25 protein-coding genes are annotated in these 26,943 nt (G+C 36.7%); 4 read left to right on the forward strand and 21 right to left on the reverse strand.

The window, feature by feature from the left end:
• Positions 1–271: 271 nt before the first annotated feature.
• From J7I93_RS24470 to J7I93_RS24515, 10 genes are all read right to left on the reverse strand, one after another.
• On the reverse strand, positions 272–784 hold the full coding sequence (locus tag J7I93_RS24470) for a DUF2269 family protein (RefSeq protein ID WP_214729463.1): 513 nt from the start codon (positions 782–784) through the stop codon (positions 272–274).
• Complete coding sequence (locus J7I93_RS24475) at positions 781–1,002, reverse strand: hypothetical protein (protein ID WP_214729465.1); 222 nt, start codon at positions 1,000–1,002, stop codon at positions 781–783. The genes J7I93_RS24470 and J7I93_RS24475 overlap by 4 nt, the downstream gene beginning before the upstream one ends.
• A 214-nt stretch (positions 1,003–1,216) precedes the next feature.
• Entirely contained in the window at positions 1,217–2,281 is a 1,065-nt protein-coding gene (locus tag J7I93_RS24480) for a HAMP domain-containing sensor histidine kinase (RefSeq protein WP_214729467.1), read from the reverse strand.
• A gap of 2 nt (positions 2,282–2,283) precedes the next feature.
• Positions 2,284–2,991, reverse strand: coding sequence for a response regulator transcription factor (locus J7I93_RS24485; protein ID WP_214729469.1), 708 nt, complete (start codon positions 2,989–2,991; stop codon positions 2,284–2,286).
• 413 nt (positions 2,992–3,404) lie between these two features.
• A complete protein-coding gene (locus tag J7I93_RS24490; protein WP_214729471.1) occupies positions 3,405–4,325 on the reverse strand; it encodes a F510_1955 family glycosylhydrolase in 921 nt (306 codons plus the stop codon).
• Positions 4,326–4,784: 459 nt separating this feature from the next.
• Positions 4,785–6,191 carry a fused MFS/spermidine synthase gene (locus J7I93_RS24495; RefSeq protein WP_214729473.1) on the reverse strand — a complete coding sequence of 469 codons (1,407 nt, stop codon included), beginning with the start codon at positions 6,189–6,191 and terminating at the stop codon, positions 4,785–4,787.
• 145 nt (positions 6,192–6,336) lie between these two features.
• Positions 6,337–7,116 (reverse strand): hypothetical protein, encoded by a 780-nt coding sequence (locus J7I93_RS24500; RefSeq protein WP_214729475.1) that lies wholly within the window; start codon positions 7,114–7,116, stop codon positions 6,337–6,339.
• A gap of 93 nt (positions 7,117–7,209) precedes the next feature.
• Positions 7,210–8,004, reverse strand: a complete 795-nt coding sequence (locus J7I93_RS24505; protein WP_214729476.1) for a cytochrome c oxidase assembly protein — start codon at positions 8,002–8,004, stop codon at positions 7,210–7,212.
• A 398-nt stretch (positions 8,005–8,402) separates the two neighbouring features.
• The gene (locus J7I93_RS24510; protein ID WP_214729479.1) at positions 8,403–9,686 is read right to left on the reverse strand and encodes a dicarboxylate/amino acid:cation symporter; all 1,284 of its coding nucleotides are present in this window, start codon (positions 9,684–9,686) and stop codon (positions 8,403–8,405) included.
• A 58-nt stretch (positions 9,687–9,744) separates the two neighbouring features.
• A complete protein-coding gene (locus tag J7I93_RS24515; protein WP_214729481.1) occupies positions 9,745–10,893 on the reverse strand; it encodes a threonine synthase in 1,149 nt (382 codons plus the stop codon).
• A gap of 136 nt (positions 10,894–11,029) precedes the next feature.
• On the opposite strand from J7I93_RS24515, the gene J7I93_RS24520 reads away from it, so the two are divergent.
• A complete protein-coding gene (locus J7I93_RS24520) occupies positions 11,030–11,902 on the forward strand; it encodes a LysR family transcriptional regulator (protein WP_214729483.1) in 873 nt (290 codons plus the stop codon).
• Positions 11,903–12,188: 286 nt separating this feature from the next.
• On the opposite strand, the gene hutH is transcribed toward J7I93_RS24520, so the two are convergent.
• The 7 genes from hutH to J7I93_RS24555 all read right to left on the reverse strand — a co-directional run bounded on the left by hutH (position 12,189) and on the right by J7I93_RS24555 (position 20,116).
• Positions 12,189–13,724, reverse strand: a complete 1,536-nt coding sequence (gene hutH, locus J7I93_RS24525; protein WP_214729485.1) for a histidine ammonia-lyase — start codon at positions 13,722–13,724, stop codon at positions 12,189–12,191.
• 152 nt (positions 13,725–13,876) lie between these two features.
• Positions 13,877–14,329: a histidine utilization transcription antiterminator HutP gene (gene hutP / locus J7I93_RS24530; protein WP_214729487.1), complete on the reverse strand. Its 453-nt coding sequence runs from the start codon at positions 14,327–14,329 to the stop codon at positions 13,877–13,879.
• A gap of 102 nt (positions 14,330–14,431) precedes the next feature.
• Positions 14,432–15,382 carry an ABC transporter ATP-binding protein gene (locus J7I93_RS24535; RefSeq protein WP_251025988.1) on the reverse strand — a complete coding sequence of 317 codons (951 nt, stop codon included), beginning with the start codon at positions 15,380–15,382 and terminating at the stop codon, positions 14,432–14,434.
• 34 nt (positions 15,383–15,416) lie between these two features.
• Positions 15,417–16,439, reverse strand: a complete 1,023-nt coding sequence (locus J7I93_RS24540; protein WP_214729491.1) for an ABC transporter ATP-binding protein — start codon at positions 16,437–16,439, stop codon at positions 15,417–15,419.
• A gap of 43 nt (positions 16,440–16,482) precedes the next feature.
• Positions 16,483–17,400, reverse strand: a complete 918-nt coding sequence (locus J7I93_RS24545) for an ABC transporter permease (protein WP_214729493.1) — start codon at positions 17,398–17,400, stop codon at positions 16,483–16,485.
• Between the two features lie 3 nt (positions 17,401–17,403).
• Positions 17,404–18,333, reverse strand: coding sequence for an ABC transporter permease (locus tag J7I93_RS24550; RefSeq protein ID WP_214729495.1), 930 nt, complete (start codon positions 18,331–18,333; stop codon positions 17,404–17,406).
• 127 nt (positions 18,334–18,460) lie between these two features.
• The gene (locus J7I93_RS24555; protein ID WP_214729497.1) at positions 18,461–20,116 is read right to left on the reverse strand and encodes a peptide ABC transporter substrate-binding protein; all 1,656 of its coding nucleotides are present in this window, start codon (positions 20,114–20,116) and stop codon (positions 18,461–18,463) included.
• A gap of 412 nt (positions 20,117–20,528) precedes the next feature.
• Between J7I93_RS24555 and J7I93_RS24560 the strand changes: the two genes are divergently transcribed.
• Positions 20,529–21,923, forward strand: coding sequence for a sensor histidine kinase (locus J7I93_RS24560; protein WP_214729499.1), 1,395 nt, complete (start codon positions 20,529–20,531; stop codon positions 21,921–21,923).
• Positions 21,901–22,578, forward strand: coding sequence for a response regulator transcription factor (locus J7I93_RS24565; protein ID WP_214729501.1), 678 nt, complete (start codon positions 21,901–21,903; stop codon positions 22,576–22,578). Before J7I93_RS24560 ends, J7I93_RS24565 begins: the two co-directional genes overlap by 23 nt.
• A gap of 157 nt (positions 22,579–22,735) precedes the next feature.
• Here J7I93_RS24565 and J7I93_RS24570 read toward each other — a convergent pair whose 3' ends face one another.
• From J7I93_RS24570 to J7I93_RS24580, 3 genes are all read right to left on the reverse strand, one after another.
• The gene (locus J7I93_RS24570) at positions 22,736–23,359 is read right to left on the reverse strand and encodes a YdhK family protein (RefSeq protein ID WP_214729503.1); all 624 of its coding nucleotides are present in this window, start codon (positions 23,357–23,359) and stop codon (positions 22,736–22,738) included.
• Positions 23,360–23,599: 240 nt separating this feature from the next.
• Complete coding sequence (locus J7I93_RS24575) at positions 23,600–24,979, reverse strand: sensor histidine kinase (protein WP_214729504.1); 1,380 nt, start codon at positions 24,977–24,979, stop codon at positions 23,600–23,602.
• Positions 24,957–25,670 carry a response regulator transcription factor gene (locus J7I93_RS24580; protein ID WP_214729506.1) on the reverse strand — a complete coding sequence of 238 codons (714 nt, stop codon included), beginning with the start codon at positions 25,668–25,670 and terminating at the stop codon, positions 24,957–24,959. The genes J7I93_RS24575 and J7I93_RS24580 overlap by 23 nt, the downstream gene beginning before the upstream one ends.
• Positions 25,671–25,804: 134 nt before the next feature.
• On the opposite strand from J7I93_RS24580, the gene J7I93_RS24585 reads away from it, so the two are divergent.
• Positions 25,805–26,041 carry a hypothetical protein gene (locus J7I93_RS24585; protein WP_214729508.1) on the forward strand — a complete coding sequence of 79 codons (237 nt, stop codon included), beginning with the start codon at positions 25,805–25,807 and terminating at the stop codon, positions 26,039–26,041.
• 317 nt (positions 26,042–26,358) lie between these two features.
• Here J7I93_RS24585 and J7I93_RS24590 read toward each other — a convergent pair whose 3' ends face one another.
• Entirely contained in the window at positions 26,359–26,856 is a 498-nt protein-coding gene (locus J7I93_RS24590) for a hypothetical protein (protein WP_214729510.1), read from the reverse strand.
• Between the last annotated feature and the right edge of the window lie 87 nt (positions 26,857–26,943).

A 26,943-nucleotide genomic window follows, 5' to 3' on the forward strand; every position in this document is an offset into this window, starting at 1 on the left:
ACTCCAAGTAATTTGGAGATTTTAACTAAAGTAAATCCTAAATTTTGTATCCATTAGATGAACTTTATACGACTGACACTCTCTTCTGCTCACCTCCTAAATTGATACTTTGTTGATACCACACTTTGTAGTAAGTTCACTATTCCGATAGCTCAACTAATTCACCTCGCGTTAAAAATAAACCCTGTACCATAGGACAGGGTCAAAGTATATGTAATATATGTCGGCTCTGCCAGAATTCTATGATGGAGTGCTTCAGCTACTGCTACAACTACAAACGGTTATGCTGCTTTTGCTGCTTTTTCCACCCATATGGGGTCATACCCCGCGGCTTGTACACCGACAATATCACGATAATCAGCAACAGCAGCAAGCCGACAGCGGGATGAAACAATTCATTCGGTAGCCTGCTTAGACCTGCAGGATCCACTTCTTCTGCCAAGCGTGCCAAAGAACTCACTAACGGCATATGCAGCAGCAAGACGATAGTAGAAAAGACCGTTAGCAAGAGTTTGAATATAACCCAATAGTGCCGGAAAAAGCCCCATGGGGTGCCCAGTGACATGATAATACCGGTGAGTAGCGAAGTAAGTGCCAACGGGACGATGACGTACCAGCCGATTAATTCCATCGCGATCCAGGCGGCACGTACCGTCTGGATATCCTGGCTGGTTTGGGCAGCAATGGCGAGAGCTATGTACGCAATAACTGTTCCAAGCCAGCCAATGGAGCAAGTGACATGCGCGGTGAGCGCGAACTTGCGGAGTCCAGGCTTCATAGTCATGGGTGTTGTGCCCTCATTTGTTCTGCGGGCGGTGTCTGGCCAAAATGCCGCATAGGTCCGTGCTTGCCTCCGATGCCTGTGATGTTTATGATAACAAAAAGCAGGAGCAGGGCTATGGCAATGATTAAAGATACCTTTACCCAGCGTGGCATGCCAGGCTGCGGCTCCTTAGCTTGCTTCCCACCATTGTCGTTATTGGAGTTTGATAATTTACTCATTGGGGTTTCCTCCTATTTGATTTATTGATCAAAAAACTTATTGTAAAATCCTGCAATGCTCTATAGCGATCCTGGCAGACTTATTGTAAAAGAGAAAACTAAAACTCCGATAAAATGAAAATAAAAAAGTTATAAAAAAATATAAAGAATTATGAAGTGGTGTTTAAACCAAAAAAACCTTCAGTTTCAACTGAATGTCCTTCAGATCACATTCCTATACTGAAAGCGGGAGTGTAAACCGGATTCCCAATCCCCCATGATCTGAATGAAAAGCATTAATTTGGCCGCCATGATATTCAATTATTAATTTACAGCTGGCTAGACCTAGTCCTGAGCCGCCATTATTCATTTGTCTAGATTTATCCACCGTAAAAAATTTATGAAACAGTGAAGACAGGTCCTGATTGGGTACTCCAACGCCATTATCCTCTAATTGAAAGTATGCATAACCTTCCTGTGCATAACCGGTCAAATAGACATGAAGGTCATTATTGTTGCCGTATCTTACCGCATTACTGAAAAGATTACCAAATACACGCCGTATCATGTGTTCATTAATACTAATGAGCTGGTTCGGGTTAAAAGTATGTTTCCATGTAAGCTTGAAATCGAATCCAGATAATTCAGTCTCATATTCAGATGCTATAGTGTCAAACAATTTATGAATTGCTATTGGTTTCATATCAATGGTTTCAAACATTGCCTCATTCTTGGTATACATGGAGAAAGCATCAATCAGCCCCACCATGTGTTTTGTTTTTTTCATAATAAGCTCATAATAATCCTGTGTTTCCATCTTAGTTAGATCTTTCTGTATGGAGAGAAGCTCCACAAAACCTGTTATAGTAGTTAATGGAGTCTTCAAATCATGAGCGATAGCTGCAATCATATCAACCTGTTCCCTGTGAGCCTGATATAGTCTTTCTTCCATCTCATTGAAATGATTATACAAGTCTCCGATTTCATCCTTCCTTCTTGAATGCAAGGGGGTTCGGAAGTTTCCGATATTTACTTTTTTTAGTCTTAAATTGAGTGTTTGGATCGGTTTAGTAATATTGAAGTGAAAAAATACGGTTAAAACAACAAACATCAAGCCCATTAAAATACTTAGAAAAAAAAGCATTTGAAAATGAAGCGGACTAAATATATTTCCTTGCCACATATGCCCTTCATCTGCAACTAACGTTTTTATATATAAAATTAAAAAGATGCCGATCAACACAAATGTAAGCATAAACATTAGCAGAAACAGTAAAGGAAGCTTTATTTTCAGCCTCATCTTCATTCCATCCTTTCAACATATTTGTATCCGACACCCCAGATGGTTTTTATAAAACTATATTCCTTGCCGAGTTTATTTCGGATATTTTTTATATGCACTGTAACGGTATTCAAATCTCCAAACTCATCTCCCCAGACATTTTCATAAATTTGTTCCCGGGTTAAGACGTTATTAGGATACTTCATGAGAAAGGATAAAATCTGAAATTCCTTGGCCGATAACTCCAACTTTTGATTATTTAAAAAAGCGTCAAACGTCTTTTCATTCAGTACAAGCGGTGAACTTGCGACCTGAATATTCATTTCTCTTTCCTGACTGAGACGGTTCCATTCTTTATACAAGCGGTCCACCTTTCTGAAATGAGCTTTTATCCGCGAGGTCAACTCTTGAATACTGAATGGCTTGGTCATATAATCATCAGCGCCTATTTCCAATCCAATAATCTTATCCATGTCCCTGTCACGAGCACTTAGCAACAGAATGGGGATGCTGTACTCACTTCTAATATTCCTGCAAACTTCCAAACCGTCCATTTCCGGCATCATGATATCTAGCACGACAAAATCAACTTTGTTTTCTTTCAAAATTGATAAAGTTTCCCTTCCCGAATAGGCCGGTATCACTTTCATTTGTTCAAATTTCAAGCTTTCAGCGATTAGCTTTACGATATCCCGATCATCATCTGCGACCAAAATCGTTTTTTCCATTTCTTCACCAGCTTTATTCCTTTTTCATTTTTTCTTTCATGGTAACAAAAAAATCTCACTTATGTCGCACTTTTCTTAAATGGAACCTTATTGATACCTATCGATCACTAAAATATTATATTGTTCTGTTTGGAGCCTGAGGGATAATTACCTTAAGTAATTTAATACACCAAGATATAAGAATGGCCACCAACCTGTATCAGGAGAAATACGATGGGAATCTAAAGAAATATTTTCCTACCAGGATGTTAATAGAGTAGCATAACTTATCCAATTCCATTTCAAAGGATATTTTCCACCATTTGAATCAGTATTGAGTAACTCTCTGTTTTATAACCTGAGATCTTTCTATCTAGGATAGGTTGGATGTTTCAGCTTATTAATCATGGAGATTCTTTTTCAAATTTCAGCTGTTACAATCCAACTTTTCCGTTTGACACTACTTGTTTCCATTTATATCCTCTATCTTTTGTTAGGAAAATATCATTTTTCTGAGAAATTAACACTATTTCATTTCTATTCAATGGGTTAGAAGTTATTTCAATAATTACATCGTTACTATTAATCTCCGGTAACCGGATTTTTTTTTGCAATCTAGTGGATAAATCTAACTCATACAATCGAGCATCACCATCTGCTATTGAGGAAAAAAGGAGGGCCTCTTCTTCGAAATATAGGGAGGTTATCATATCTGTTTTACTTATTTTCTGAAAGTTGTCACCAAAGTCTGTCGAATAAAAAAGTCCCTCCTCTGTGGAAATTCCAACCAATGCTGCCTCCTTTGGATGGGTGGCGATTTTGGAAATTGATTTAGAAGTTAGGCCGTTCAGTTTACTTGTTTTCCATGTTTCACCATTGTTCTCCGAAAAAAAGATCCCTGTGAATAATTTAGAATTAGGAACTTCATTTATGGCATAAATCGCATGACTGTAATACCCTACCGCTAAGTGATGGAAATCAGATTCTCCGTAAAATGCTAATTTTTCTAAAGTCTCTCCATTATCTTTACTTTTTATTAGGCCAAAAGGATCCTTAAAATCAGAATCTGTGTAGGGATGACCACTCGAGTAAAATCCATCATCCGTTGCTTGGAATCCCATATAATCGTGTTTATTGGCCGTGGTTTCATACCAGCGCCAATTTGAGTACTTCAATAAACCTGAATGAGTAGCGACAAAGATTTCATCCTTTTCCACGGTGTACCCAAGACCGTGAACATGCTCTATGTTTCTATCAATAACTTCGGTGAAACGGAATCCTTCATTGTAATTCTCGTCTTTTGAGCACCCTAATAGCATTACCCCTAAGCCCGATACAAGTATACTCCATTTCAAAACATTAATCTTAAACACCTCCTATATATTTTCAAGTGAACTTTCTGATATAGGTGATACAACATTCTTACCGTGACTTAACCCCGCTGGCCAAACACAGTTAGTTAAAAGAAGGAGGGTTGAAGACGTGTATACAAAGAAATACTCTACAAAGCTTTAAAACTTAAATTACTAAAAAGATGTCAAGAAAATATGAAGACCCTTATAGTTTTTTGATTAGAAGAGCTTTTTAGTTAGTATTTTAAATAATACCGTTCATGCATAGTTAAAGAGAAAGTGTGTCGAAGTAAGTTCAGGAATATGTTTGTGCAAAGTCAGCATGGAAATCCTTAAATTTAAAATTAAAAGCTGCAAACCCCAAAGGCGGCTTGCAGCTATTTTTGGATGAATACATAGGTTACATTCTTCATTTTTCTTGGGTGCGGTAATAGGACTGTAACTTGATAAATAACTATACAATTAATTTAGGTTAGTTAATTTAGTGTCTCCATCTAAAATCACTTTCCCTTTTCCAACCTTGATCAAGTTGTGTCCCTTTATTTTATTATCCTTAATCGGATATTTACTCCCAACAATTGTCATGTTCTGAATTCCTTTTCCATCATCCATCCCATAGATATAAACATAGGGATACACTGATTTTAAAGTGCTATTCATTGATTCAATCAGCAAATCTCCTTTCTGTTCACCGATTGCGTTAATAACTAAAATGCCATTACTATTTAACTTTTCACTTGTTAGCTCAAAGAATTCTTTAGAAATTAGATGAAATGGAATTTGAGTTGTATTGTTATAAGCGTCCAAAAAGATTAGATCAAATCCATTTTTCTGCTCTTTTAGAATTTTTCTCCCGTCACCAATCTCTACACTATTTCCATTGTATTGAAAATATTGACGGCTTACGTCTAATACCTCTTCGTCGATTTCCGCAACGAGAACATTTTTATTTGCATCTTCAAACTTACGTGTTAATGTTCCAATACCGTGGCCAATCATATAGACTTCTTTACTCTCTGGAGCAAATTTCTTAGAAACCTCCCACACGCTTTTTGAGTAATCAAGGAGAAGTTTATCAGGCTGATTCATATCCATCATTCCCTGAATAGTTGTTTTATTTCCGAAGGTAAGTGAGCGAAATCTTCCTTCTCTGCCTTGATAGAAATCCCTTTCCAATACATAAATATCATGGTAAAGACTTGTCTTCTTCAAAAGAATATCTTGGGATTTCTCTCCAACTGAAAGAAAAGGAAGCACAATAAACAGAGCAGGAATGATCAATAAAAAACCTTGCATCTTTGTTTTAGTATCACAATAAAAAATGCTAGTTAAATATACTAAGCCCGCAAGGAGCCCAATAATGGAGTTGATATTAGTCCATGGAATCAGCCAGAAAGTTGTCACAAGTGTTCCAAGAACGCTTCCGATAGCTGATGCTGAATGTAAGCTGCCAATGACTTTTCCACTTGCCATTTCTCCTATACCATCCTTCATAAGAACAGTCCCGATGATACTTAGAAGAAAATTAGGGATTAAATAAAGCAATAGCACACCGAGCGTAGTACCGGAAGTACTTGAAAGCGCTTCAAGTAATGGAAAGAGCGTAGTTTTAATCAAGGGAATAATGGCTATCGAAAGAATACCAATAAGATAAATAAACAACAAGATTTCGCGAATGCTTGCTTTATCAGCTAGATACCCTCCAACTATGTATCCTGCACTTGAGCCAATTAGGAAAATTGAAATAATAATTCCCCATGTGTAAACAGTGTTACCAAATGAAGGTGCTATCAGTCTTGTGGCAGTCATTTCCAGCCCCATGATTACAAAGCTGACAACAAATAGCGAAAAATAGATTTTTGACTTCATATATATCTCCGTTCTATCGAATAATATTCAAATGGTTTCAATCTTTTATTCTTTCTGAAATAAAATCATGGTATTCCTCCGTCTAGTTTTCGATTTTGACCATAACCTTCCATTTAAACAGATTGTTAAGACTTGTTATCGAATATTATTCGGTATTTGTAAAAATCTCCATTGAAATATTAGGAGTATCGACTTTATTTCTAATTGTTTGAGTTAATGCATTTAAGTTAGCTGATTCCTCTAAGAATACAAACGTTTCCATTTTCTTCAATTTAATTTGTTTTCCACTCAGGTTTACTAAGGTAGATAACGGCATGATGATTCTCTTTTTCTCACTTTTAATACTGGAAAAAATCCCCACGATATTCATTTCATTTTCTCCTAGCATAAAGCTTTTTGAATGATAGCCTAACCTCCCTAAAATTGCAACGCCTTCCGTTGTTTTTTGACCTTGTGCAAATAAATCATTTACTATTATAATGTTTTTTTCATTATCCTCTTCAGTAAGTAGTCTTCCCTCTATTACTTGTAAATCAATAAACTGATTCCCGTTTTTCGGTATTGTCATCTTTTTTGGATCAATACCTAAAATTTCTCCATAATTGCTTGTGGCATTCAGGATTATATAGACTTCCTTTACACCATTAAAACTTGCAATCTGGTTCAAGTTTTCAAGAGACATATTAGCTGGATTTATTTGTGTAGCCGATATTCGAATATAAGGTTCACTTTTGTTTGTAACTGAAGTATTTTTGCCAAATATTCCAACGCTTGATACAGTGGTCTTTCCATGCCCTGTCAACTTAGAAGGTTTATTGTGATCCACATTTTTAATAGTGTGGGCACCTATAAAAATTGAAGAAGCACCAGTGATGGTAAGCAGCAATATACATACTAATAGACAAATATTCTTTCTTTTGGTCATTTTTATAAGCCTTTCATAGATATTATGGTGTGAAAATAAACTGTCCAAACAAATGACTGATCTAAGCTGATGAACCTATTTACCAAACTGTTATCACCCTTTGATTTCTTCAGCATCTTTTAAACGCTCTTCCCTTGCCCAATTAAAGAAGATATGTCCAATCATAAATCCAAATGCCACTTCTTGTACAACCTTCATAATAATGCCGCCTAATTGTTGATCTTGTTGCGGAGTCTGATAACTAAAAATCCTTGGAGCTTCGGCATAAGGAATGTACATAGGGTTGTCTGCAAAAATAACAAGAGCACAGGCCGGTGTTAATAGTATTCCGGCTCCAAAGATATAGCCTGTTTTTTGGAGGCCAGACAGAAGATTCATGCGTTGAGATAATGGAATGATCGGCAGCCACATTGCAAATGCAAAAAAGGCTAGTGTTACATGCGTAAAATTATGCAGCATATTATTGCTGACAATCTGATTAAAGATTTCGGGGATATGATAGAGTGAAAATATGATATTAAATAATAGTAAAGAAATAAGGGGTCTTCTTATAAAAGAAAACCATTTATTTTTCCCTATGCATTCATCAGCTTTTTTACCAATTTCTTTTGGAATTCCAAGCAATAATAATGGCGGGACAACGAGATACACCAATGCTTGCTCAAGCATATGGGCGCTAAATAAGTATCTGTCACCTATTAAATGCATTGGACTACCCAAGGACAGATAAAGTAGGATTATTGCAAACGAAAAAAAGAATGTTTTTTTTACAGATGTCTCATAACTTTTAATTGTTATAGCATAAGATGCAAAGATAATGATCGTAAAAATAAATAAATATGGATTCCAAAGCTCCATTAAGCTGTATTCCCCAAAAATATTATCCACATTGCTCCTCCTTGTAACTTGGATATTGCTAAAAAAAATATTATTGCACATTTATTTTGAGAAAGTATGGAGATAAAAAGTTTTTTATTCTTTGGATAGTCCATTAATAAGAATGGGTTGTTAAAATTCATGATTTTCAAATAAATTTGTAAAGGCATTCTCTTACTTACCTAGGTAGGTACATATCCGATAGGGCGTAACCAATTTCTTTGTTACAAAAAAAATCTCCTGGATATTTAAATCCAGGAGACTAGACAAGGAATACATGTCGCTATTTTTTAGAGTATGCATAGTTAAACAGATAGGTCAGGAAATCCTTCCTCTGATTCTTGTGAAAATGACTGATTTATTATATTATAAAACTTAATTGCAAGCTATTAATCTTTGTAAGTTAGGAATTAAGATACAAAATTTTGTTTGATAACTTCTTTGGAATTTCCTTGTCTCCCATCCACAATACTAGCGCAAACTGCATCACCCAATACATTTACAGATGTTAAGGCCATATCAACTAATCTAAATAACCCTAAAATAATCGCAATTCCTACCCCGTCAATCGGTAAACCTACTGACAGGAAAACCATTGATAGGGATACTATTCCTCCTCCGGGTATTGCAGGGGCACCTACTGAAGCTAGTAAGGATATAAAAATAATAGTCAAGTATTGAGCAAGGCCTAAATCTATCCCATTGAGCTGTGCGACAAAAACGGCAGCTACTCCATGGCTTAAAGAAGCACCATTCATATTTATAGTCATTCCAAGAGGGAGAACAAAAGAACTTACATCATTGGATATTTTGAGGTCATTTTCACAGCAGCTTTTTGTGACCGGGAGTGTGGCAGCACTGCTGCTTGTTGCAAAAGCAGTCCCAATGGCGGGTGTCATTTTATGAAAGAATTGAACAGGCTTAAACTTTGTAAAGAGAGATATCATGGAGCCATAAGTAATAAACGCATGAACAATTAATCCTACAGCAATAACGATTAGATACTTTACCATTGATCCAACAAGCTCCAAGCCTGTAGTACCCATTGATGTAGCAACAAGTGCGAAAGCCGCGTAAGGGATCGTCTTCATAATAATTTGAACAAGTTTCATCATTAGCTCATTAAGCTGATTTATAAACTGATTTATAATTTTTGCCCTATCTCCGAGCAATGCCAAACCAATGCCGAAAAATATAGAAAAGGTTAGGACTTGCAACATATCTCCAGAAGCAAAAGCTTCAAAGGGATTGCTTGGAATGAAGTTTAAAATTGTGTCTTTTAGTGTAGGGATTTCTACTGAGTCAGTTGCTGAAGCACCGTGGCCGCTATGGTCTTCACTTTGTGGTATTGAAGAGCTTTCAGGGATTACTACATTTTTTCCAGGTCCAATTACGATAGCCGTTATAATTCCTATTGTACACGCAATCATAGTCGTTGCCACAAATAGAGAAACCGTTTTTCCTCCCAATTGTCCTAATTTCTTTGGACTGCCAATGGAGATCATACTTAAAACAACTGCCGAAAATACAAGAGGAATAACAATCATTTTTATAGCCTTAATGAACAATTCACCGACTGGACTAAAAATATAGGAATTTAATATGCCGTATAGATTTGGAGAAAAAATACTAAGCCCTAACCCAACTAGGACACCTAACATAATAGCAATAAGCGTTTTGGTTGCTAATTTCACCCCTTGTTCCCCCTTTGAAATAAGCAATGTTAAAGCAATTTTTTTGTACCTTCAAAAATTAAACTCCTTTATAGCCATGTGATGTAATCATCAAAAGAACCCGGTCATTTTCATCTATCTTTCCTGATTTGACCAGTTTTGAGACAGCTGGCCATGTTATAGCTGCTGATCCCTCAGCAAAAACCCCTCTTTTAGCTAAATCCCTTTGAGCCTTTTCCACTTCTGTATTGGTAACTACAACCGCTCCTCCTCCTGAAGATTTAATTGCTTCTAAAGATTGAAATGTAACTGTTTCTCCTCCAATAGAAGGCAAAAGGCTTGAATCTCCTTTAAATTCCCCTCTGTAATCCCTTCCTTGAAGAACATAAGTTAAGCGGGAAAAAGGTTCTACAGCATATAAACGGGGTATGGAAGTAATCCATCCCTGCCGTAGTGATTCAACAAATCCTTCCCAAATTCCCCAAAGCAGATCGCCTCTTGCGCAAGGGATAATAACAGCAGTAGGCTGGCACTCGGTCATTTGCTCAACAATTTCGTATGCAACTGTTGTGTACCCTTGAACACCAAACATATTGCTTCCTACCGGGGGAATGTTGTAGTTCGTGGCCGGATAGTCACCTTCTTCCTCTACCAGCTTTCGGACTGTATCCCATCTTTCTAATGAACTTTGAACTTTAATAATTTCTGCTCCGGAAAGACGAATTGCTTTTTCCCATGGGCCATTAAGTTTTGGAGTAGTCACAATTTTACAGTGTAATCCTCCTGCAGCTGCATAAGCTGCCAAAGATGCACCTGCGTTGCCACTTGAAGCTGCAATGACCGTTGAACGTTTCAACGAGGCTGCTCTCGCAACAATAAGTGGGCTCATCCTGTCTTTATGGGATCCAGTGGGATTTTGCCCCTCATTTTTCAACCAAAGTTCGGGTATGCCTAGTTCCTTTTCAAGGCCTTTCATTTTAATAATGGGAGTTTCCCCTTCACCAAGAGTAGGAAAAGTTTTGTAGGGCAACCGGTCTGCGTATCGAAACATACCTTTTGCTGACTTGTTAATGGACCATGAGATGTCTTGATCATACAAAACCTTAAGACTTGAAGGTTGCTGTTTTTCCAAACATACAGGGCAGCCTGTAAGGTAATCATTTGGTGAAAAAGGCTGGTTACATTTGATGCATTCAAAAACTTTCACAGACGTATTCCAAACCTGCACAATACCCCTCCTTAAATTTAAAATATTTAGAATTATTAGAATATATGATAATCTTAAAGGACAGCTATTTATTTGTAAAACGAATATTTTGAATTACTGTAATTTGTTTTTTTGAATTAGTCTAAGGAGGACTTTGATGGATATTGAACAGCTTAAAGCCTTTTTATTTGTGGCCAATACAAAAAGCTTTACGCGTACAGCAGAATTACTAAATGTTGTACAGTCTACTGTTACAACTAGAATTCAAATGCTTGAAAAGCAAGTAGGAAAAGACTTATTTGAAAGGGATAAGAGAAACATCAAGTTAACAGAATCGGGAAAGGTTTTTCTCCCTTATGCGGAGAGGATTTTGGAATTAAACAATGAAGGGCTAAAGGCTGTCCAATTAGAAAATAGCTTTAGTGATCATCTTATAATAGGCACAACGCACGCATTATGGGATTATGTGTTGTTTGGATCCATCGATAATTTTCAACAAACACACCCTGAAATTTCATTATCTTTAATAACGGAACATTCCGATATCCTAATTAGAAAAATGATCGATGGGTTAATCGATATCGCAATCGTTTTCTATCCAATTAATCATGCAAATATCACTATGGAGCTAATTATTGAGGATTCTTTTGTTCTGGTTGCCGACTCGAATTTTACTGTTCCTGATCATTTCGTTTTAAGCAAGGACCTGAGGAATCAAAATTATATACATCTAAACTGGGGAGGAACATTTACAGGATGGTTTAGAGAAGTTTCTGCTAATCAAGATTGCTATATACAAATTGACCATGTTTCACTCTTATTAAAATTCTTGAAAACACGAAACGGACTTGGTTTTCTTCCCAATACAGTTGCTAAACGTTTAATCCAGCAAAATGAAGTGATTATTGTCCCCTTTCATACAGACATAGCTGTACCGAAAAGATCAATATATCTACTGAAAAGAAAAATGTCTAAATCAATAGAGGGCTCTGAATTACTCACAAACATATTAAAAACCGCTTTTTTGTGATTCAATTTCAATACGGAGCTCCTTCCCCAAAATAAATGGAATAAAGTCCTATTGGTTAAATCCAATTTACAAATGTATTATCTCTAAAAGGGCTACCCTTTTTTTTAAAAACCCCTGTAAGAAAGACTCTTCATTCTTACAGGGTGGATTTACAAATACTTTTTTCAGATTGGCCCCAGATTTAATTTGGGATTCTTTTTATCCAAGGGGAACAGATCCTAATTTTGATAACTTATTTAAGATATGCTTTAAGTTATAGTTAAAACCTCTGCTGGATGGGCAAACGCTAAATTATTTTTATGGCCACTGCATCCTCTACCTGTATAAGACAGTCTTGCTTGAAATGCGAAGCTTTTAGCCTGGCTGCCATATGCTCTATATCTTTTGAAAAAATTCGGTCTTTTCTAATTGATGGCACTAAAGTTCGTCCAAATTCATATAACTGGTGAGTAAACGGTGCCATTTTTGATATACCTCTATATTCAGCTGCCTGCAAAGCGCAAATGTATTCAATAGATAGGACGTTTCTTGTATTATTGATAATTTTATATGCATACCTGGATGCTATGGTACCCATACTCACATGATCTTCTTGATTAGCAGAAGAAGGAATTGAATCTACACTAGCTGGATGGGCTAATTTCTTATTTTCAGATACTAAAGAAGCAGCACAATACTGCATGATCATTGCACCAGATTGCAACCCGGGCTCAGGGCTAAGAAAAGGCGGTAAATCATTTAATTGGGGATTCACCAAGCGTTCAATACGCCTTTCTGAGATGTTCGCGAGTTCCGACATTCCAATAGCCAAAAAGTCCATTGCAAAGGCAATTGGCTGCCCATGAAAGTTCCCGCCAGACAAAATTTTTTCCCCGTTATCGAAAATGAGCGGATTATCTGTGGCTGCATTCATTTCAATTTCTAACTTTTCTTTAACATAAGACAATACTTGCCATGTTGCTCCATGGACCTGAGGAATACAACGCAGTGAATAAGCATCTTGAACCCTCAAATCACCTTGCTTTGTTACAAGCTGGCTGCCATGTAAAACCTGCCGGATTCTTGCAGCTACCTCTATTTGTTCTTTGTACCCTCTTGCTAAATGTATGTCCTCATCAAATGCATCTATAATACCTTGAAGTCCTTCTAAAGCAAGCGAGGCGATATAGTCTGCCTGCAATGCGAGATTTTCTGCTTCAATATATGAAACTGATCCCATTGCAGTCATTGCTTGGGTGCCATTAATAAGCGCTAACCCTTCCTTAGCTTTTAAAAAAATAGGCTGTAGCCCAGCTTTATTAAATGCTTCAAGTGTTTCCATTCTTTTATCCTGATATATTACTTCCCCTTCCCCCACTAAAACAAGTGCCATGTGGGAAAGAGGAGCAAGATCTCCGCTCGCTCCTAGTGATCCTTGTTGAGGTACAACGGGATGAATTTGATAATTTAATAAGTTTATTAATAATTCGATTACCGTCCTTCGAATGCCTGAAAAACCTTTCAGCAGAGCGTTAATGCGGAACAATACCATAGCCCTGGTCACAGCTTCAGAAAAAGGCTCGCCAACCCCGCATGCATGGCTTCTGATTAAATTCAATTGTAGCTCTTCTACATTCTCTTGCTGTATATAAACATCGCTAAACTTACCGAATCCAGTTGTAATTCCATATATTACCTGTTGGTTGGCTACAATATTATCTACAGCTTTTCTGCTTGTATTTACTTGATCCCAAATGTCATCAGGAACAAAAATAGGTTCATTTTCAAATATAATTTTAAATGCTTTTTCCATGGTTAATGAATTTCCTGTCAATTCAATCAAAATTCTTCCACCTTTCTGTCAAATTAATAGTCAGTGAGATAATACTAGATCTAGAATGTATTAATAAAAAACAAAAGGAGACCATATCACCAGATTCATACTGTAGAAATCTGATGATATAGTCCCCTGATAACTTAATCACTATGGACTATTTATATATGATTGATACCTAAACCAATTGCTTCATGCTCAGAACCTTTTACTGGAGCACCAATTGTTCCGTAAAGGGCCACCGCTATCCATTCTCCTTCTTCCTCGGAACTATATGGGTTGCCTCTTATTACAGCGAAACTTAATCCTACAGTTCGTAAAACAGTTCCTAGTAGCACTTGCCCTCTTGTAACCCCATGAAGCGCCTCCATGATTGCATGATATAAAGCATGCGTTTCACGGTATATGTCTTTTTCAATGACTTGATTTTGCCTGGCAGCTGTTTCTATCGCAGCCACCACCTTCTGAGTTTCCATCGAGCCGGTTTTACCTTGACAATATATATAACCTTGTAATCTTAAATCTTTAATAAATGCAGGTTCTAGCTTCTCCTGGCCTAAAAGGGCCAAAAGCATTGCGTTTCTTCCAATTCTTGAATCAGGACTTACATTCATTGGGCAGACACTCACAATTCTGTTAGATTGTATGACGAAAGGATTATATTAATCTTATTAATAGATTAATATTTTGTCAATATTGAATTTTCTAACAATTGTTTACGCTAAATGGCAAGCTACGAAATGTTGTTCGTCTACCTGTTTTAGAATAGGTTTTTGCTGAAAGCACTTCTCTGTTACAAAAGGACACCTTGTTCGATAAACACAGCCGCTGGGAGGATTGGTTGGACTTGGTAAGTCTCCTGAAATAGCTATCTTTTCTTTAGATTCCTCTATATCTGGGTCAGCGATCGGGATCGCTTTAAGAAGAGAAGTAGTATATGGATGAAGCGGGTTGTCATAGAGTCTTTTACTAGGTGCTAATTCCATCAATTTTCCTAAATACATTACACCGATTCGATCACTGATTAATTTTACCATGGATAAATCATGAGAAATAAATAAATAGGTCAACTTTCTCTTCTGCTGAAGCTCCATCAAAAGATTTACAATTTGTGCCTGAACGGAAACATCTAACGCTGATATAGGCTCATCCGCTATAATAAACTGTGGTTCAACAGCCAATGCCCGTGCTATGCCTATCCTTTGCCTTTGGCCACCGCTAAATTCATGTGCATAACGATTAGCATGCTCTCGCTTTAAGCCTACGGTTTCTAGTAACTGATATACTGCCTCTTTTCTTTCTTCACCTTTTTTTAAACGGTGAATATCTAGTCCTTCTGAAATAATATCTGCAACTGTCATCCTCGGATTTAATGAAGCGTATGGGTCTTGAAATACCATTTGCATATTTTTATGAAAGTCTTTTTTATCGTTTTTAGATAACTTATGCACATCTTTTCCTTTATAAACTACCTTACCTGATGTTGCCTGATACAATCGGATGATGGTCCTTCCAATTGTTGATTTACCACAGCCGGACTCGCCTACTAGTCCAAGTGTTTCTCCTTCATAAATATCAAACGAAATATCATCAACCGCTTTTAACTCTAATCCTTTCCCCACTTGAAAATGTTTTGATAATTTTTTTACTTCCAGGATTTTTTCCATCAAGGTCTCCTTTCATTTTTAATATGTATAATTCTCATTCATTAGCCGCTTTTGATACTGTTTTGTTAGATGCGACTTTCGGAGCCCTTGGGTCCATTAGCCAGCAATTTAAATAATGAGTACGTGATAGCACCGTTTTTTCCGGATTATATTCATCACAAACATCCATTGCAAAAGGACATCGTGGAGAAAAAGCGCAGCCTTTTGGAGGTTCTGCAAGGTCCGGCGGAGTACCATCAATGGCCGTTAACTTTTGGTTTCGGCTGTGATCAAGTTTGGGTACAGATTCTAATAATCCAAGAGTGTAGGGGTGTTTAGGATTGTAAAAGATTTCACTTTTTGTTCCGCTTTCAACTATTTTTCCAGCATACATAATATTGACTCGATCCGAGAATCTTGCCACAACGCCTAAATCATGTGTAATAAGAATAATCGCCATGCCCATTTTTTGCTGGAGTTCCTTTAATAGATCTAGAATTTGTGATTGAATGGTGACATCTAAGGCTGTCGTGGGTTCATCCGCAATTAAAAGGTCGGGTTCACAGATCAGCGCCATAGCTATGACAATTCGCTGCCTCATTCCTCCGCTGAGCTGATGAGGATATTTGGTACAGCAATGTACAGGGTTGGGTATCCCCACTAGCTTTATAATTTCAATTGTTTTTTCACGTGCTAACTTTTTTTTGTAGCCCTTGTGAATAATGAGCCCCTCTGCAATTTGGTCGCCCACCTTCATTGTCGGATTTAATGAAGTCATCGGATCTTGAAAAACCATTCCTATCTTTGCCCCTCGAATCTTCGATAGCTGTTTTTTCTTCATTGTGGTTATTTCTTCGCCGTTAAACAATATGGATCCCTTTGGGATGGTGCAAGATTTCTCAGGCAGCAATTTCATAATGCTTTTTGCAGTAACAGATTTCCCGCAGCCTGATTCACCGACAATAGCAAGAACTTCCCCTTTATTGACATGAAAGGAAATCCCACGGACAGCTTGGATATGCTGGTTTTTAGAATGAAATTGAACGTGAAGGTCTTTCACTTCTAGCAGTCTGTTCACATTATCTCCTCCCCTTAATGTATGAGTTAAATTATCAGGTATCTTATTTTTTCAGCTTTGGATCCAGGGCATCTCGTAGACCATCTCCAAGCACATTAAATGAAAACATGGTTAAGGAAATAAACAATGCAGGGAAAAATAGTCTCCATGTCTCACCTGTCAATAAGGTGACAAGGCCCTCTGACGTCATAGTTCCCCAACTTGCAAGCGGAACGGGCACACCAAGCCCTAAAAAACTTAATGTAGCTTCTGCAAATATTGCACCAGGAACAGATAATGTCATGCTTACAATGATCGGACCCATCGCATTCGGAATAAGATGTTTAAAAAGTACTCTGAAAAAACTTCCTCCCAATACCTGCGATGCTAACACAAATTCAGACTCTTTCAATCTTAGAATTTCCCCTCTAACTAAACGTGCCATTCCTATCCATCCAGTGGCAGCCATAGCTATAATAATTGTGAGTAAACCTGGCTTTAATACAACCATTAATAAAATTGTTACAAGCAAATGAGGAAGTCCATAAAGAATATCTACGATTCTCATCATGATTTCATCTGTTTTTCCGCCTTTGTAAGCTGCAATCGCTCCCCATATTACACCTATGATTAGGTCTAATAAAACCGCTGTTATCCCAATAAAGAGGGATATTCTGGCGCCTACCCAAGTCCTTGAAAATATATCCCTTCCTAAATCATCTGTTCCAAACCAATTATCTTTTGATGGAGGGAGATTAGCATTTAACAGACTTTGGTCAGAATACGAATAAGGTACAAGCATAGGACCTATAATGGACATCGTGATTAAACAAATTATGATTCCAAGTCCTGTCATAGCCAACTTGTTTTGTTTTAGTCTCCCCAATGCATCTTTCCAAAAAGAGACACTCGGTTTACTTAGAAAATCCTCCTCTTTGTTTTTTTTCTTATATACAAAGAGTTCATCCCGCACTGGCTGCATCTGCTATCCCCTCCCTTTCATAAGTTTTATTCTTGGGTCAATCAGAACGTATGCAATATCAACCAATATAATAAAGAATACTAAGATAGCGCTATAAAACACCGTTGTCCCTAAGATTAGTGGATAATCTCTATCTGTAATTCCTTCCACAAAATACTTGCCTAATCCAGGCACACCGAAAATCTGTTCAATAACAAAGCTTCCTGTCAATACAGTGGCCGTTATAGGTCCCAGTATTGTTACAACTGGAATCATCGCATTTCTAAGCACATGCCTAAATACGAATCTGACACCGGTTACACCCTTTGCCATTGCAGTTTGGATATAATCCATAGATAAAACTTCAAGGATGCTCGATCGAGTTAGGCGGGCAATATACGCCATTGGTGTAACGGCAAGAGCAACACTTGGCAAGACAGAATGCTTCCATGTCCCCCATGTTGCAACTGGAAACCATTGCAGCTTAATGGCAAAAAAGTTGATTAAAACTGTTGCGAATATGAAGCTGGGAACAGAAAGGCCAAGAATAGCGATAATCATAGAAAAATAGTCAATAGCACTATTATGGCGAATAGCAGCAAATATTCCTAATACAATGCCAAAAAACGTTGCAATCAGAATGGCTTGCAGACCAATCATGGCCGAAACGGGAAAACCACTTGCTATTAATTCATTTACTGTTTGATTATCCCATTTGATTGAAGGACCGAAGTCGAATAATAATGCTCCTTTAAGATATTTAATATATTGAATTAACATGGGATCATTAAGCCCATAATGCTCTTTTAAGTTTTCGACTACCTGTTCTGGTATGCGATTTTCACTTGTAAAAGGATCTCCTGGTATGGCATACATTAATAAAAAGGTAAGCGAAATAATAACAAACAGTGTCATAAAGACACTAATAATCCTCCTAACCAGAAATTGGCGCATAATCCCCCTCCTTTATTTTTTAGCAGATCTGGTCTGAAAATACTGAAAAAGTGTACTTTTCGTACACTCTTTCAGCGGAATTTCTAACAAAAACCTGAAATTTTTTTCGGATTTATTGTTTTGATCTTTAATTCACATATGCCTCCCGGAAATCAATGGCTTGGATAGTATATTGAAAGATTCCATCAATACTATCCTTTTGCAGGTATACCTTCGTTCGGTAATAAAGAGGTGAAATAGCCATTTGATCTATAAGAACCTTTTCTGCCTCCACCAAATACTGAGCCCGCTCTTCCAAGTTTAATTCAGCTTCTGCTTTTTTCATTAACTGATCGTACTCGGGAATAGAGATATTACTATAGTTATAGACATCCCCTGTCATGAATTGTCCCATTAAATTGCTTGCATCATCATAGTCCGCACCCGTACTGTAAATTGCTAGTTGATAATCCCCTGCTTGAACATTTTGAACAAATACTTTACGCTCCATTGTTTGGAGCTCAACTTCTATCCCTAAGTTTTTCTTCCACATTTCTTGCATGGCTTGGGAGAGCTTATTGTACGTATCATCGGTATAGAATAGTAGATTGATTTTCGGTAACGAGGAAAGGCCTAACTCATCTAGCCCTTCCTGCAGCCTTTGTTTTGCTGTTTCCACATCATTATCCTTAAACAAGGATTCTCCCGCTAAATCCCTAAATTCTCCTGCGCCGCTGCTCAATCCAATTGGAATTAAACCTAGAGCTGGAATTTCTCCTCCCTGTGTTACTTTTTCAACTAAAAGAGTTCTATCCAGCGCTAGACCTAATGCTTGGCGGATTTTTTCGTTCGCGAGAATGTCATTTTTATGATTAAAACGTAAATAAGCTAAACTTGCACTTGGTGCTGTATTTGCCTCTCCAGAAGAAATTAATTTATTTCTTATCGAATTTGGTATGTTCGTAGAGAAGTCAAGCTCATTTGATTGGTACATTGCATATTCAGTATTTTGTTCATTCACCATTACCCACTTTAGCTTATCCAGTTTAACGACATCTTTCTCCCAATAGTTTTCATTAGGTACCATTATTAATTCTTGTCCGTGCTTCCAGCTCTCAATTTTAAAGGGGCCGTTTGAAACAAAAGTGTCAGCTTCTGATGCCCATTTTGAATTTGCTTTATCAACTTCTTCATTGATTGGCAATAATGTGAAAAAGGCTGTCAGTCCCAAGAAGAAGGAAGTTGGTTTTTCTAAAGTAACTTCAAGGGTATATTCATCTACAGCTTTAACACCAAGCTTAGCAGGATCCTTCAAGGAGCCTTCATTATATGCTGCACCATTTTTGATAAAAAATAAATTACTTCCTAGCGGAGATGCTACTTCAGGCCTTAATACCTTTTCCCAGGAATAGACAAAGTCTTGAGCAGTCACAGGGTCACCATTTGACCATTTCGCATCTTTATTCAAGTAGAACGTGTAAATTGTGCCATCGTCTGAAATTTCCCATCTCTCAGCCACACCCGGAACTATCTTTCCTTCTTTATCCAAGCGGACAAGACCTTCGAATAACTGGTTTGATATATCCCCCGCTACCTGGTTATCAATTAATGCGGGTTCCAGGCTGGGAGGTTCAGATAAGGCATTCACTGTTATCACCTGTTCTTTTGTTGAATTTTTTTCTGAATCTTTGCTTCCATTATTTGTCTGGTTATTTACTTGACTATTATTACTGCATGCACTTATAAGCAGGGTAACTACAAAAAAGAAGGTTAGAAACAAGAATCGACTTCTAAAATTAATCATTACATATCCCCCTATCATCGTTTTAAACAGCGGAAACTTTTGTTTCTTGAGAACTTTTAACATCACCTCCGACATTAATTTAATAATAAAAAAAGGAAGCATATCGAATAACCTATGCGAAATGCATAAAGAAATTCGATATAGCCCCCTTAATTAAACTGATAACTATAGACTATATATGAATTGCATATTATAATGTTTGAAAATTCAAAATCAAATAACTACTCATAATATTAAGTAAATATAACTAGGTTGTCAATAGTTCGATCCCTGATATTTTAAATATACTCTGTTTAAACGTACAAATAAAAATAGTTCTTCAAGCATTAAAATATGTCTCATTCTGCATAAATTCTTCAAATTTAAGAAATATAATTTAAATTAGCAGTTTCTTAAGAAACGGGTGAATTAAATGAAAAAACTTTCAATTAAACTTGGAATCGTATTCTTCCTAATTATCTTCAGCCTTGAAATTTTTATGTTTTTCTTTTTGCATTCAGCCCTAGTGGATTCAAGAATAGAAGAAGAGTTTCTTTCTTTGCAAGCGAGAGGAAACGCCCATAGGGCCATACTGGAAAAACACTTTGATTCAGATACAATCTCTCATGTAACGTTAATGGAATCGGAAGCAAATACCGATGTCGTTATTACCGACATGAATGGACAGTTTCTTGGTTCATCAGCTAAAAGCAGCGATATTCTAGAATACATGAAAAATCCCAATTCAGAAATATCAAGAACTGGGGAAATAGTAGAGGATAACTGGAAAGAAGGAGAGTATATTGCAACCGTTAGCCCAATTGAAATAGATGGCGAAACTGCTGGCATGGTTTTTATGTTTCAAGAAACAGAATCCATTCATTCTTTAATTGAGAGACTAAATAAGCACTTCTTATTAACAGGATTGATTGCTGTTATTTTAACCTTAACCGTAATTATTTTTCTTTCCAAAGGCCTTGTAAAACCTTTAATAAAAATGAAGGAAGCTACCTCTCAAATTAGCAAGGGAGATTTTACTGTCTCACTCCCCAAAAACAGGAATGACGAACTGGGCGATTTAGCTGATTCGATTTCTCGGCTTGCTAGCGATTTAAATTATTTAAAACTAGAGCGAAACGATTTTTTAGCGAGCATTTCTCATGAACTCAGGACACCTCTCACATATATAAAGGGCTATGCTGATATTGTCCAAAAACGCAATTTAACCATTGAAGACCGTGATAAATATTTAAAGATAATTCATGAGGAAGCGAATCGTCTGTCTGATTTAATTAAGGACCTTTTTGATCTTGCGAAAATGGACAAAAACTCCTTTATTATACAGAAAAGACCCATAGACTTAACAGACTTTATGTTGAAAATAGAGCAGAAATTTTCCCCTGCATTTCACGAAAAAGAAATGGAATTGGAAGTAATTTGTCCAGAAGGAGCAGTTATTATGGCTGATCCAATACGGCTTGAGCAAATCATCTTTAACTTACTAGATAACGCTATTAAATATTCTCCATCTGGGGCCAAAACGACCCTTTCTGTGAACAGTAAAAAGAAGGATGTCCATATTAAAGTTCGAGATAATGGAAAAGGGATCCCCGAAGAAGACCTGCCTTATATTCTAAACCGCTTTTATCGCGTAGATAAGTCCAGAACTAGATCTTTAGGGGGAACAGGTTTAGGGCTCGCTATTGTAAAGGAGCTTGTTCTGGCCCATGGGGGTACAATTTCTGTAAAAAGTAAGGAAGGTAAAGGAACTGAATTTGAACTAGTCTTTAAAGGAGCAGATAAAAATGAAAACGATACTATTAGTTGATGATGAGTCTAGAATGCTGGATTTACTTGCCCTGTATTTAACCCCATTAGGTTATAATTGCGTCAAAAAGTCATCTGCAATAGATGCAATCACGTTTATAGAATCCCAGCCTGCCGATTTAATATTATTGGATGTGATGATGCCTGAAATGGATGGCTGGACAGCGTGCAGAGAAATAAAGAAAATTAGGGATATTCCCATCATTATGCTTACGGCAAGGAGCGAAAAACCTGATATTGTAAAAGGATTAAAAATAGGGGCGGATGACTATATATTAAAGCCATTTGATGAAGAAGAACTTGTAGCAAGAATTGAGGCTGTGCTTAGAAGAACAAAATCAGAAGAAGAGATTATCTCATTTAAAGGTCTGCTTCTTAAACAAAATTCTTATGAACTTTATTTTGAAGATAAAGAAATCCTGCTAACACCTAAAGAATTTGCAATGATGGAGTTATTTTTGAATAACCGGAACAAGGTTTTCTCTAGAGATCATTTAATTGAATCGGTTTGGGGATATGGCGTTACAATTGAGGACCGCACTATTGACTCTCATGTTAGAAATATACGGGAAAAGCTCAGGAAGGCAGGCTTTCCAGCAGATGAATTTTTACTAACCGTTTGGGGCGTAGGATATAAGTGGACAGGAAAGGAGTAGCTTTGGCTAATGTAAGAGAAATTTTTGTTTTTCGTAGTAAACACTTTGAAATGTATTAATCAGATTTTTTTAACTAACTAAACTCAAAATAAACAGTCGATTCCTTTTGATAAGGGATCGACTGTTTATTTTCTATGCTATTAATGTTTTGATCAAATTATTCAGCAGGTGATAACTCACTTTCTGTTACCCATTTGTGATTTTTGACTTCTTCCCCGCCGGTAGTTGGTGTGAAGTCTACCATATATACAGTTGTTTGTTCTGCAGAATCAATTTCAGCTGTTGTTCCGTCCATACCTTCCATATGTTCTGCATTTACAGTAACTTCTGTTCCAGGTTCAAGCGGTTCATCACCGGCTTCTTCTAACTCTTCATGAATTACCCATTTATGGTTTTCTACTCTTTCTCCCCCAGTTGTCGGGGTATACGATATAGTGTAAACCGTCGTATCATATGCACCAACTATAGTTGCTTCAGCGCCCTTCATACCTGACATGTGGTCTGATTCAATAATCGCTTTACTTCCAACTTCATAAGTTGGGGAAGCCGCTTCTTCTAAACCTTCAGGAACTTCGCCCGATCCAGACATATCCATATTACTATGATCCATGCCTTCCATATCTTCATCCATATTCTCTTGGCTCTCGTCTGTGTTCTCGGTCTCGGTGCTTTCATTACTTTCCGTGTTTTCATCATTTGCATTTGAACAGGCTCCCAAAAGTAATAAAAGAGCTGTAAGCAATACAAATAACATTGATTTCCTTAATTCCTTTTTCAACATACAAATAACTCCTCCTTTAGCAATTTAAAATATCATACCTGTAAACTGTGCAGAAAATGTGATGTAAGCACAGTTATAAAAACATTGCCCTTAAATATTTCCCACTAGAAAATAATTTATTCCTTTTATTTTTTCAATTTTATTGGTAAATACTAAATACTTTAGACTAAAAGCAAGTGCATTATATAAAATAGATATCCTTTTAGAAAGACTATCCTGTATTGCAAAATTGACAACAGATTATTTTTTATCTTTATTATTAGGGAATAAAACAGTCACAGTGGTGCCGGCATTTATTTCACTCTCTACATTTATTTCTCCCCCGTGCGCATTCACAAGTGCATTAACTATGGATAGACCAATACCAATTCCTCCTGTTTTTCTGTTCCTGGATTTATCTCCCCTGTAAAAACGTTCAAAAAGATAGGGAAGGTCCTCTTTTTTTATCCCAACTCCTTCATCAGCTACCGAAAAACCTATATGGCCATTTCTTTGAAGAACTGAAATGATTACCCTTTTATTAGGTGAAGTATGTTGAAGAGCATTATGAATAATGTTAGTTAATATTTGAATAACTCGGTCCGGATCGGCATGAAACCACAGTTCTTCCTCAGCATTAAGTATTTGGAGTTTTACTACTTTCTCATGAAAAGAAGGAGCAAACAGCTCCTCTAAAATATTGACGATTTTATTAGCCTCTAAATCGATTTTATTAAGTTTAATCTGAGGGTTCTCAGCAGCAAGGAGTTTTTCCAGCTCATTTACAAGACGCACTAAGCGCATTAACTCATTATGGCTTTGCTGTAGCCTTTCTGGAGTTGGCTCCCAAATTCCATCTTGAAAAGCTTCCATTTGGCTTCTCAATGTTGCAAGCGGTGTGCGAAGTTCATGAGCAAGGTCTGCGGTAAACTGCTTTCTAAGATTTTCTTCTTTAGAAAGCGAACTTGCTAAATTATTAAAGGAGAATCCAAGAGGCTGCATTTCCTCGGTCAATTCCTCTACGTTCAAGCGGGTGTTCCATTTATGCTTTTGGAGATCCTGTACTGCAACTGAAAGTTTATTAAATCCAGTAGAAAGCCTTTTGGAAAATAAAATACTAAAGCAAGCTGAGAGTATTAATGTAAAAAAAGCAGCAGCATAAATATATCTTTTAACAGTTTGGAAGAAGGAAAAATCTTCATTAAGTAGTTCATCTTGATAATACACTCTAATGCTGCCAATGTTACCGTTATCTATTGAAAGACGGTAAGTATCTGTATTATAGTCCCCCTCTGAATTTTGCCGAGCTCCCTCCCCCATATTCTCCATCATTTTTTTCATTGTGATAGTCTCTATTAGCATTTTTCCATCAGAATTATATATTTCGTAATATAAATTTTCCGTCATAGCCTGATCATGAAGCATACTTAGAACCTGGTCACTTTGTAGTGAACCGGTCTGTTTAAACTCTTTAAGTATTTCTTCCTTTATCAGATTTATATTTTTCTCTCTGCCTTCCTGTAGATAATTATAAAAATGGTCTTGGAATCCCCAAAATATCGAAAAGCTTGTAAATAAAATGCCTAATAACGAAACCATTAAAAAATAAAGTAATATTCTAGAGCGCAGGGTTTTGCGCATGAGGCTTTCCTCCAAACTTATAGCCCATTCCAAAAACAGTCAAAACATATTCTGGCTTTCGTGCATTGCTTTCAATCTTTTTGCGAAGGTTCTTTATATGAGTATCTATGCTTCGTTCATATCCCTCATAATAAGATCCGTCCTCCTGGCACTTCTCAAGTAACTCCCCCCGACTATAAACCCTGCCTGGGTAGCTTGCCAGTGTAAATAGGAGTCTATATTCTATTGGTGTGAGTGTTATAATCTCGCCCTTCACTTGTACTTCTTTTTTTATTGGGTCAATAATTATTTTTTTCTCATTAAATACAAGCTCATGAGCTGATATCCTTTTATTCACTCGTCTTAAAATAGCTTGAGCTCTCACTACTACTTCTCTTGGACTAAAAGGTTTTTTAACGTAATCGTCCGCTCCAAGATTTATTCCATTTAATAAGTCCTCTTCGTTTGATTTTGCAGTAAGCATGATGATCGGTACATCGCTTTCTTTCCTGATTAAACGGCAAACTTCTTCACCAGAAATATCAGGAAGCATTAGGTCTAGGATAATAATATCAACGTCATCTGCTTTTGCTTCTTTTAATGCATCTATCCCATTTGAAGCCGTCAGAATATCCCATCCCTCCTTTTCAAAATAGGCTTTTAATACCTCAAGGATCATATCTTCATCATCTATTAGAAGAACTTTTGTCACGTCTAACCACTCCTTGTGTTTATTTTAACATCCTTGATTATTAGAATCGAAATCTTCATAAAAACCACATAAGTTCTCCATAAGATCTCCATTTCATTAGATTATTCTAAAATCAAGAAAGGAGATGAATAATTATGAAAAAATTTGTGATTAGCGTCTTAGGTGCAGGGTTTATTTTGGGGGCAGGAACATATGCATTTGCAGAGGAAAACGGAAACGGAGGTTTAAACTTCGGGCAAATGAAGCCTATGATCGAGGAGATGCATCCTGACCTCTCAACAAAGGAGCAAAAAGAAATGTTTGATTCATGCCATGGAAAGGATAGTATGATGCAACAAAGCGGATCTGAAAGCATGATGAATAATCTTTAGTTGGGGTGATTCCAAGTGATGGGCGGATACGGGATTAGCATGATGGGTTTTGGAATGATAGGTTGGTTGTTAAATCTAACCCTAATCGGAATTGTAGTGTATTTTGCAGTTAAAATGGCAATTAAGAAATCAAAAATAAATCTTTAATTCAATTAACGTAAAAAAGGAACGTTGTGAATATTAAGTAGTTCAGATAATGTGGAGAAATCCAAATGCGCAGTAAATTTTTCATTTAAAAAACAATTGAAATATTATTGTGATTAACAGTTGATTTAGCACATAAAGACGCTTGGGAATTCCAAGCGTTTTTTTATTGCCTACTTTAATTTAAAAGGGATTTCTTCTTCATATGCCTTCTTGTATTTTTCAACAAGTTCTTTCTTTTCTTCATCACTATTAAAAGGAATATCCCCGCCAACAGGTATTACAGTGTGCCAATTTTCTTCTTTTAAGTATCTTGTCGCAAATAAATACGTATAACCCTCGATAAGAAGTTTATCATTTTCCATTAAAAACAAATTTTCTCCTTCGTCCCCACCTGCTTGATTAACTTTAACTATGCCTTTTAATTCACCTTTTATATTATCAATAACTTTAACTTCAAATTGTGTTTCTGGATATGTACTTAATGATTTTGTACCAACTTGCTTAATAACTTTTCCTAAAAACACATTATCAGAAAATCCTAAAACTGCCTTTGGATTAGAAGTATCAATAACATAATCAATATTTATGGTTCTAATAACAGGATTATCAGGCTGATTGTTTGTAAAGTAGTTAGGTACGAAAATTCCTAAAACAAGTGAGGCTACCATTACGGATCCTATAATATAAGACCATCTACGTTTTGATTTTCCCTATTCTAATTTCGCTTTTGAAACGTCCATTTTACTTCCTTCACT

This window comes from Bacillus sp. ISL-47, assembly GCF_018613175.1.
In the GTDB taxonomy this organism is placed as follows: domain Bacteria; phylum Bacillota; class Bacilli; order Bacillales; family Cytobacillaceae; genus Cytobacillus.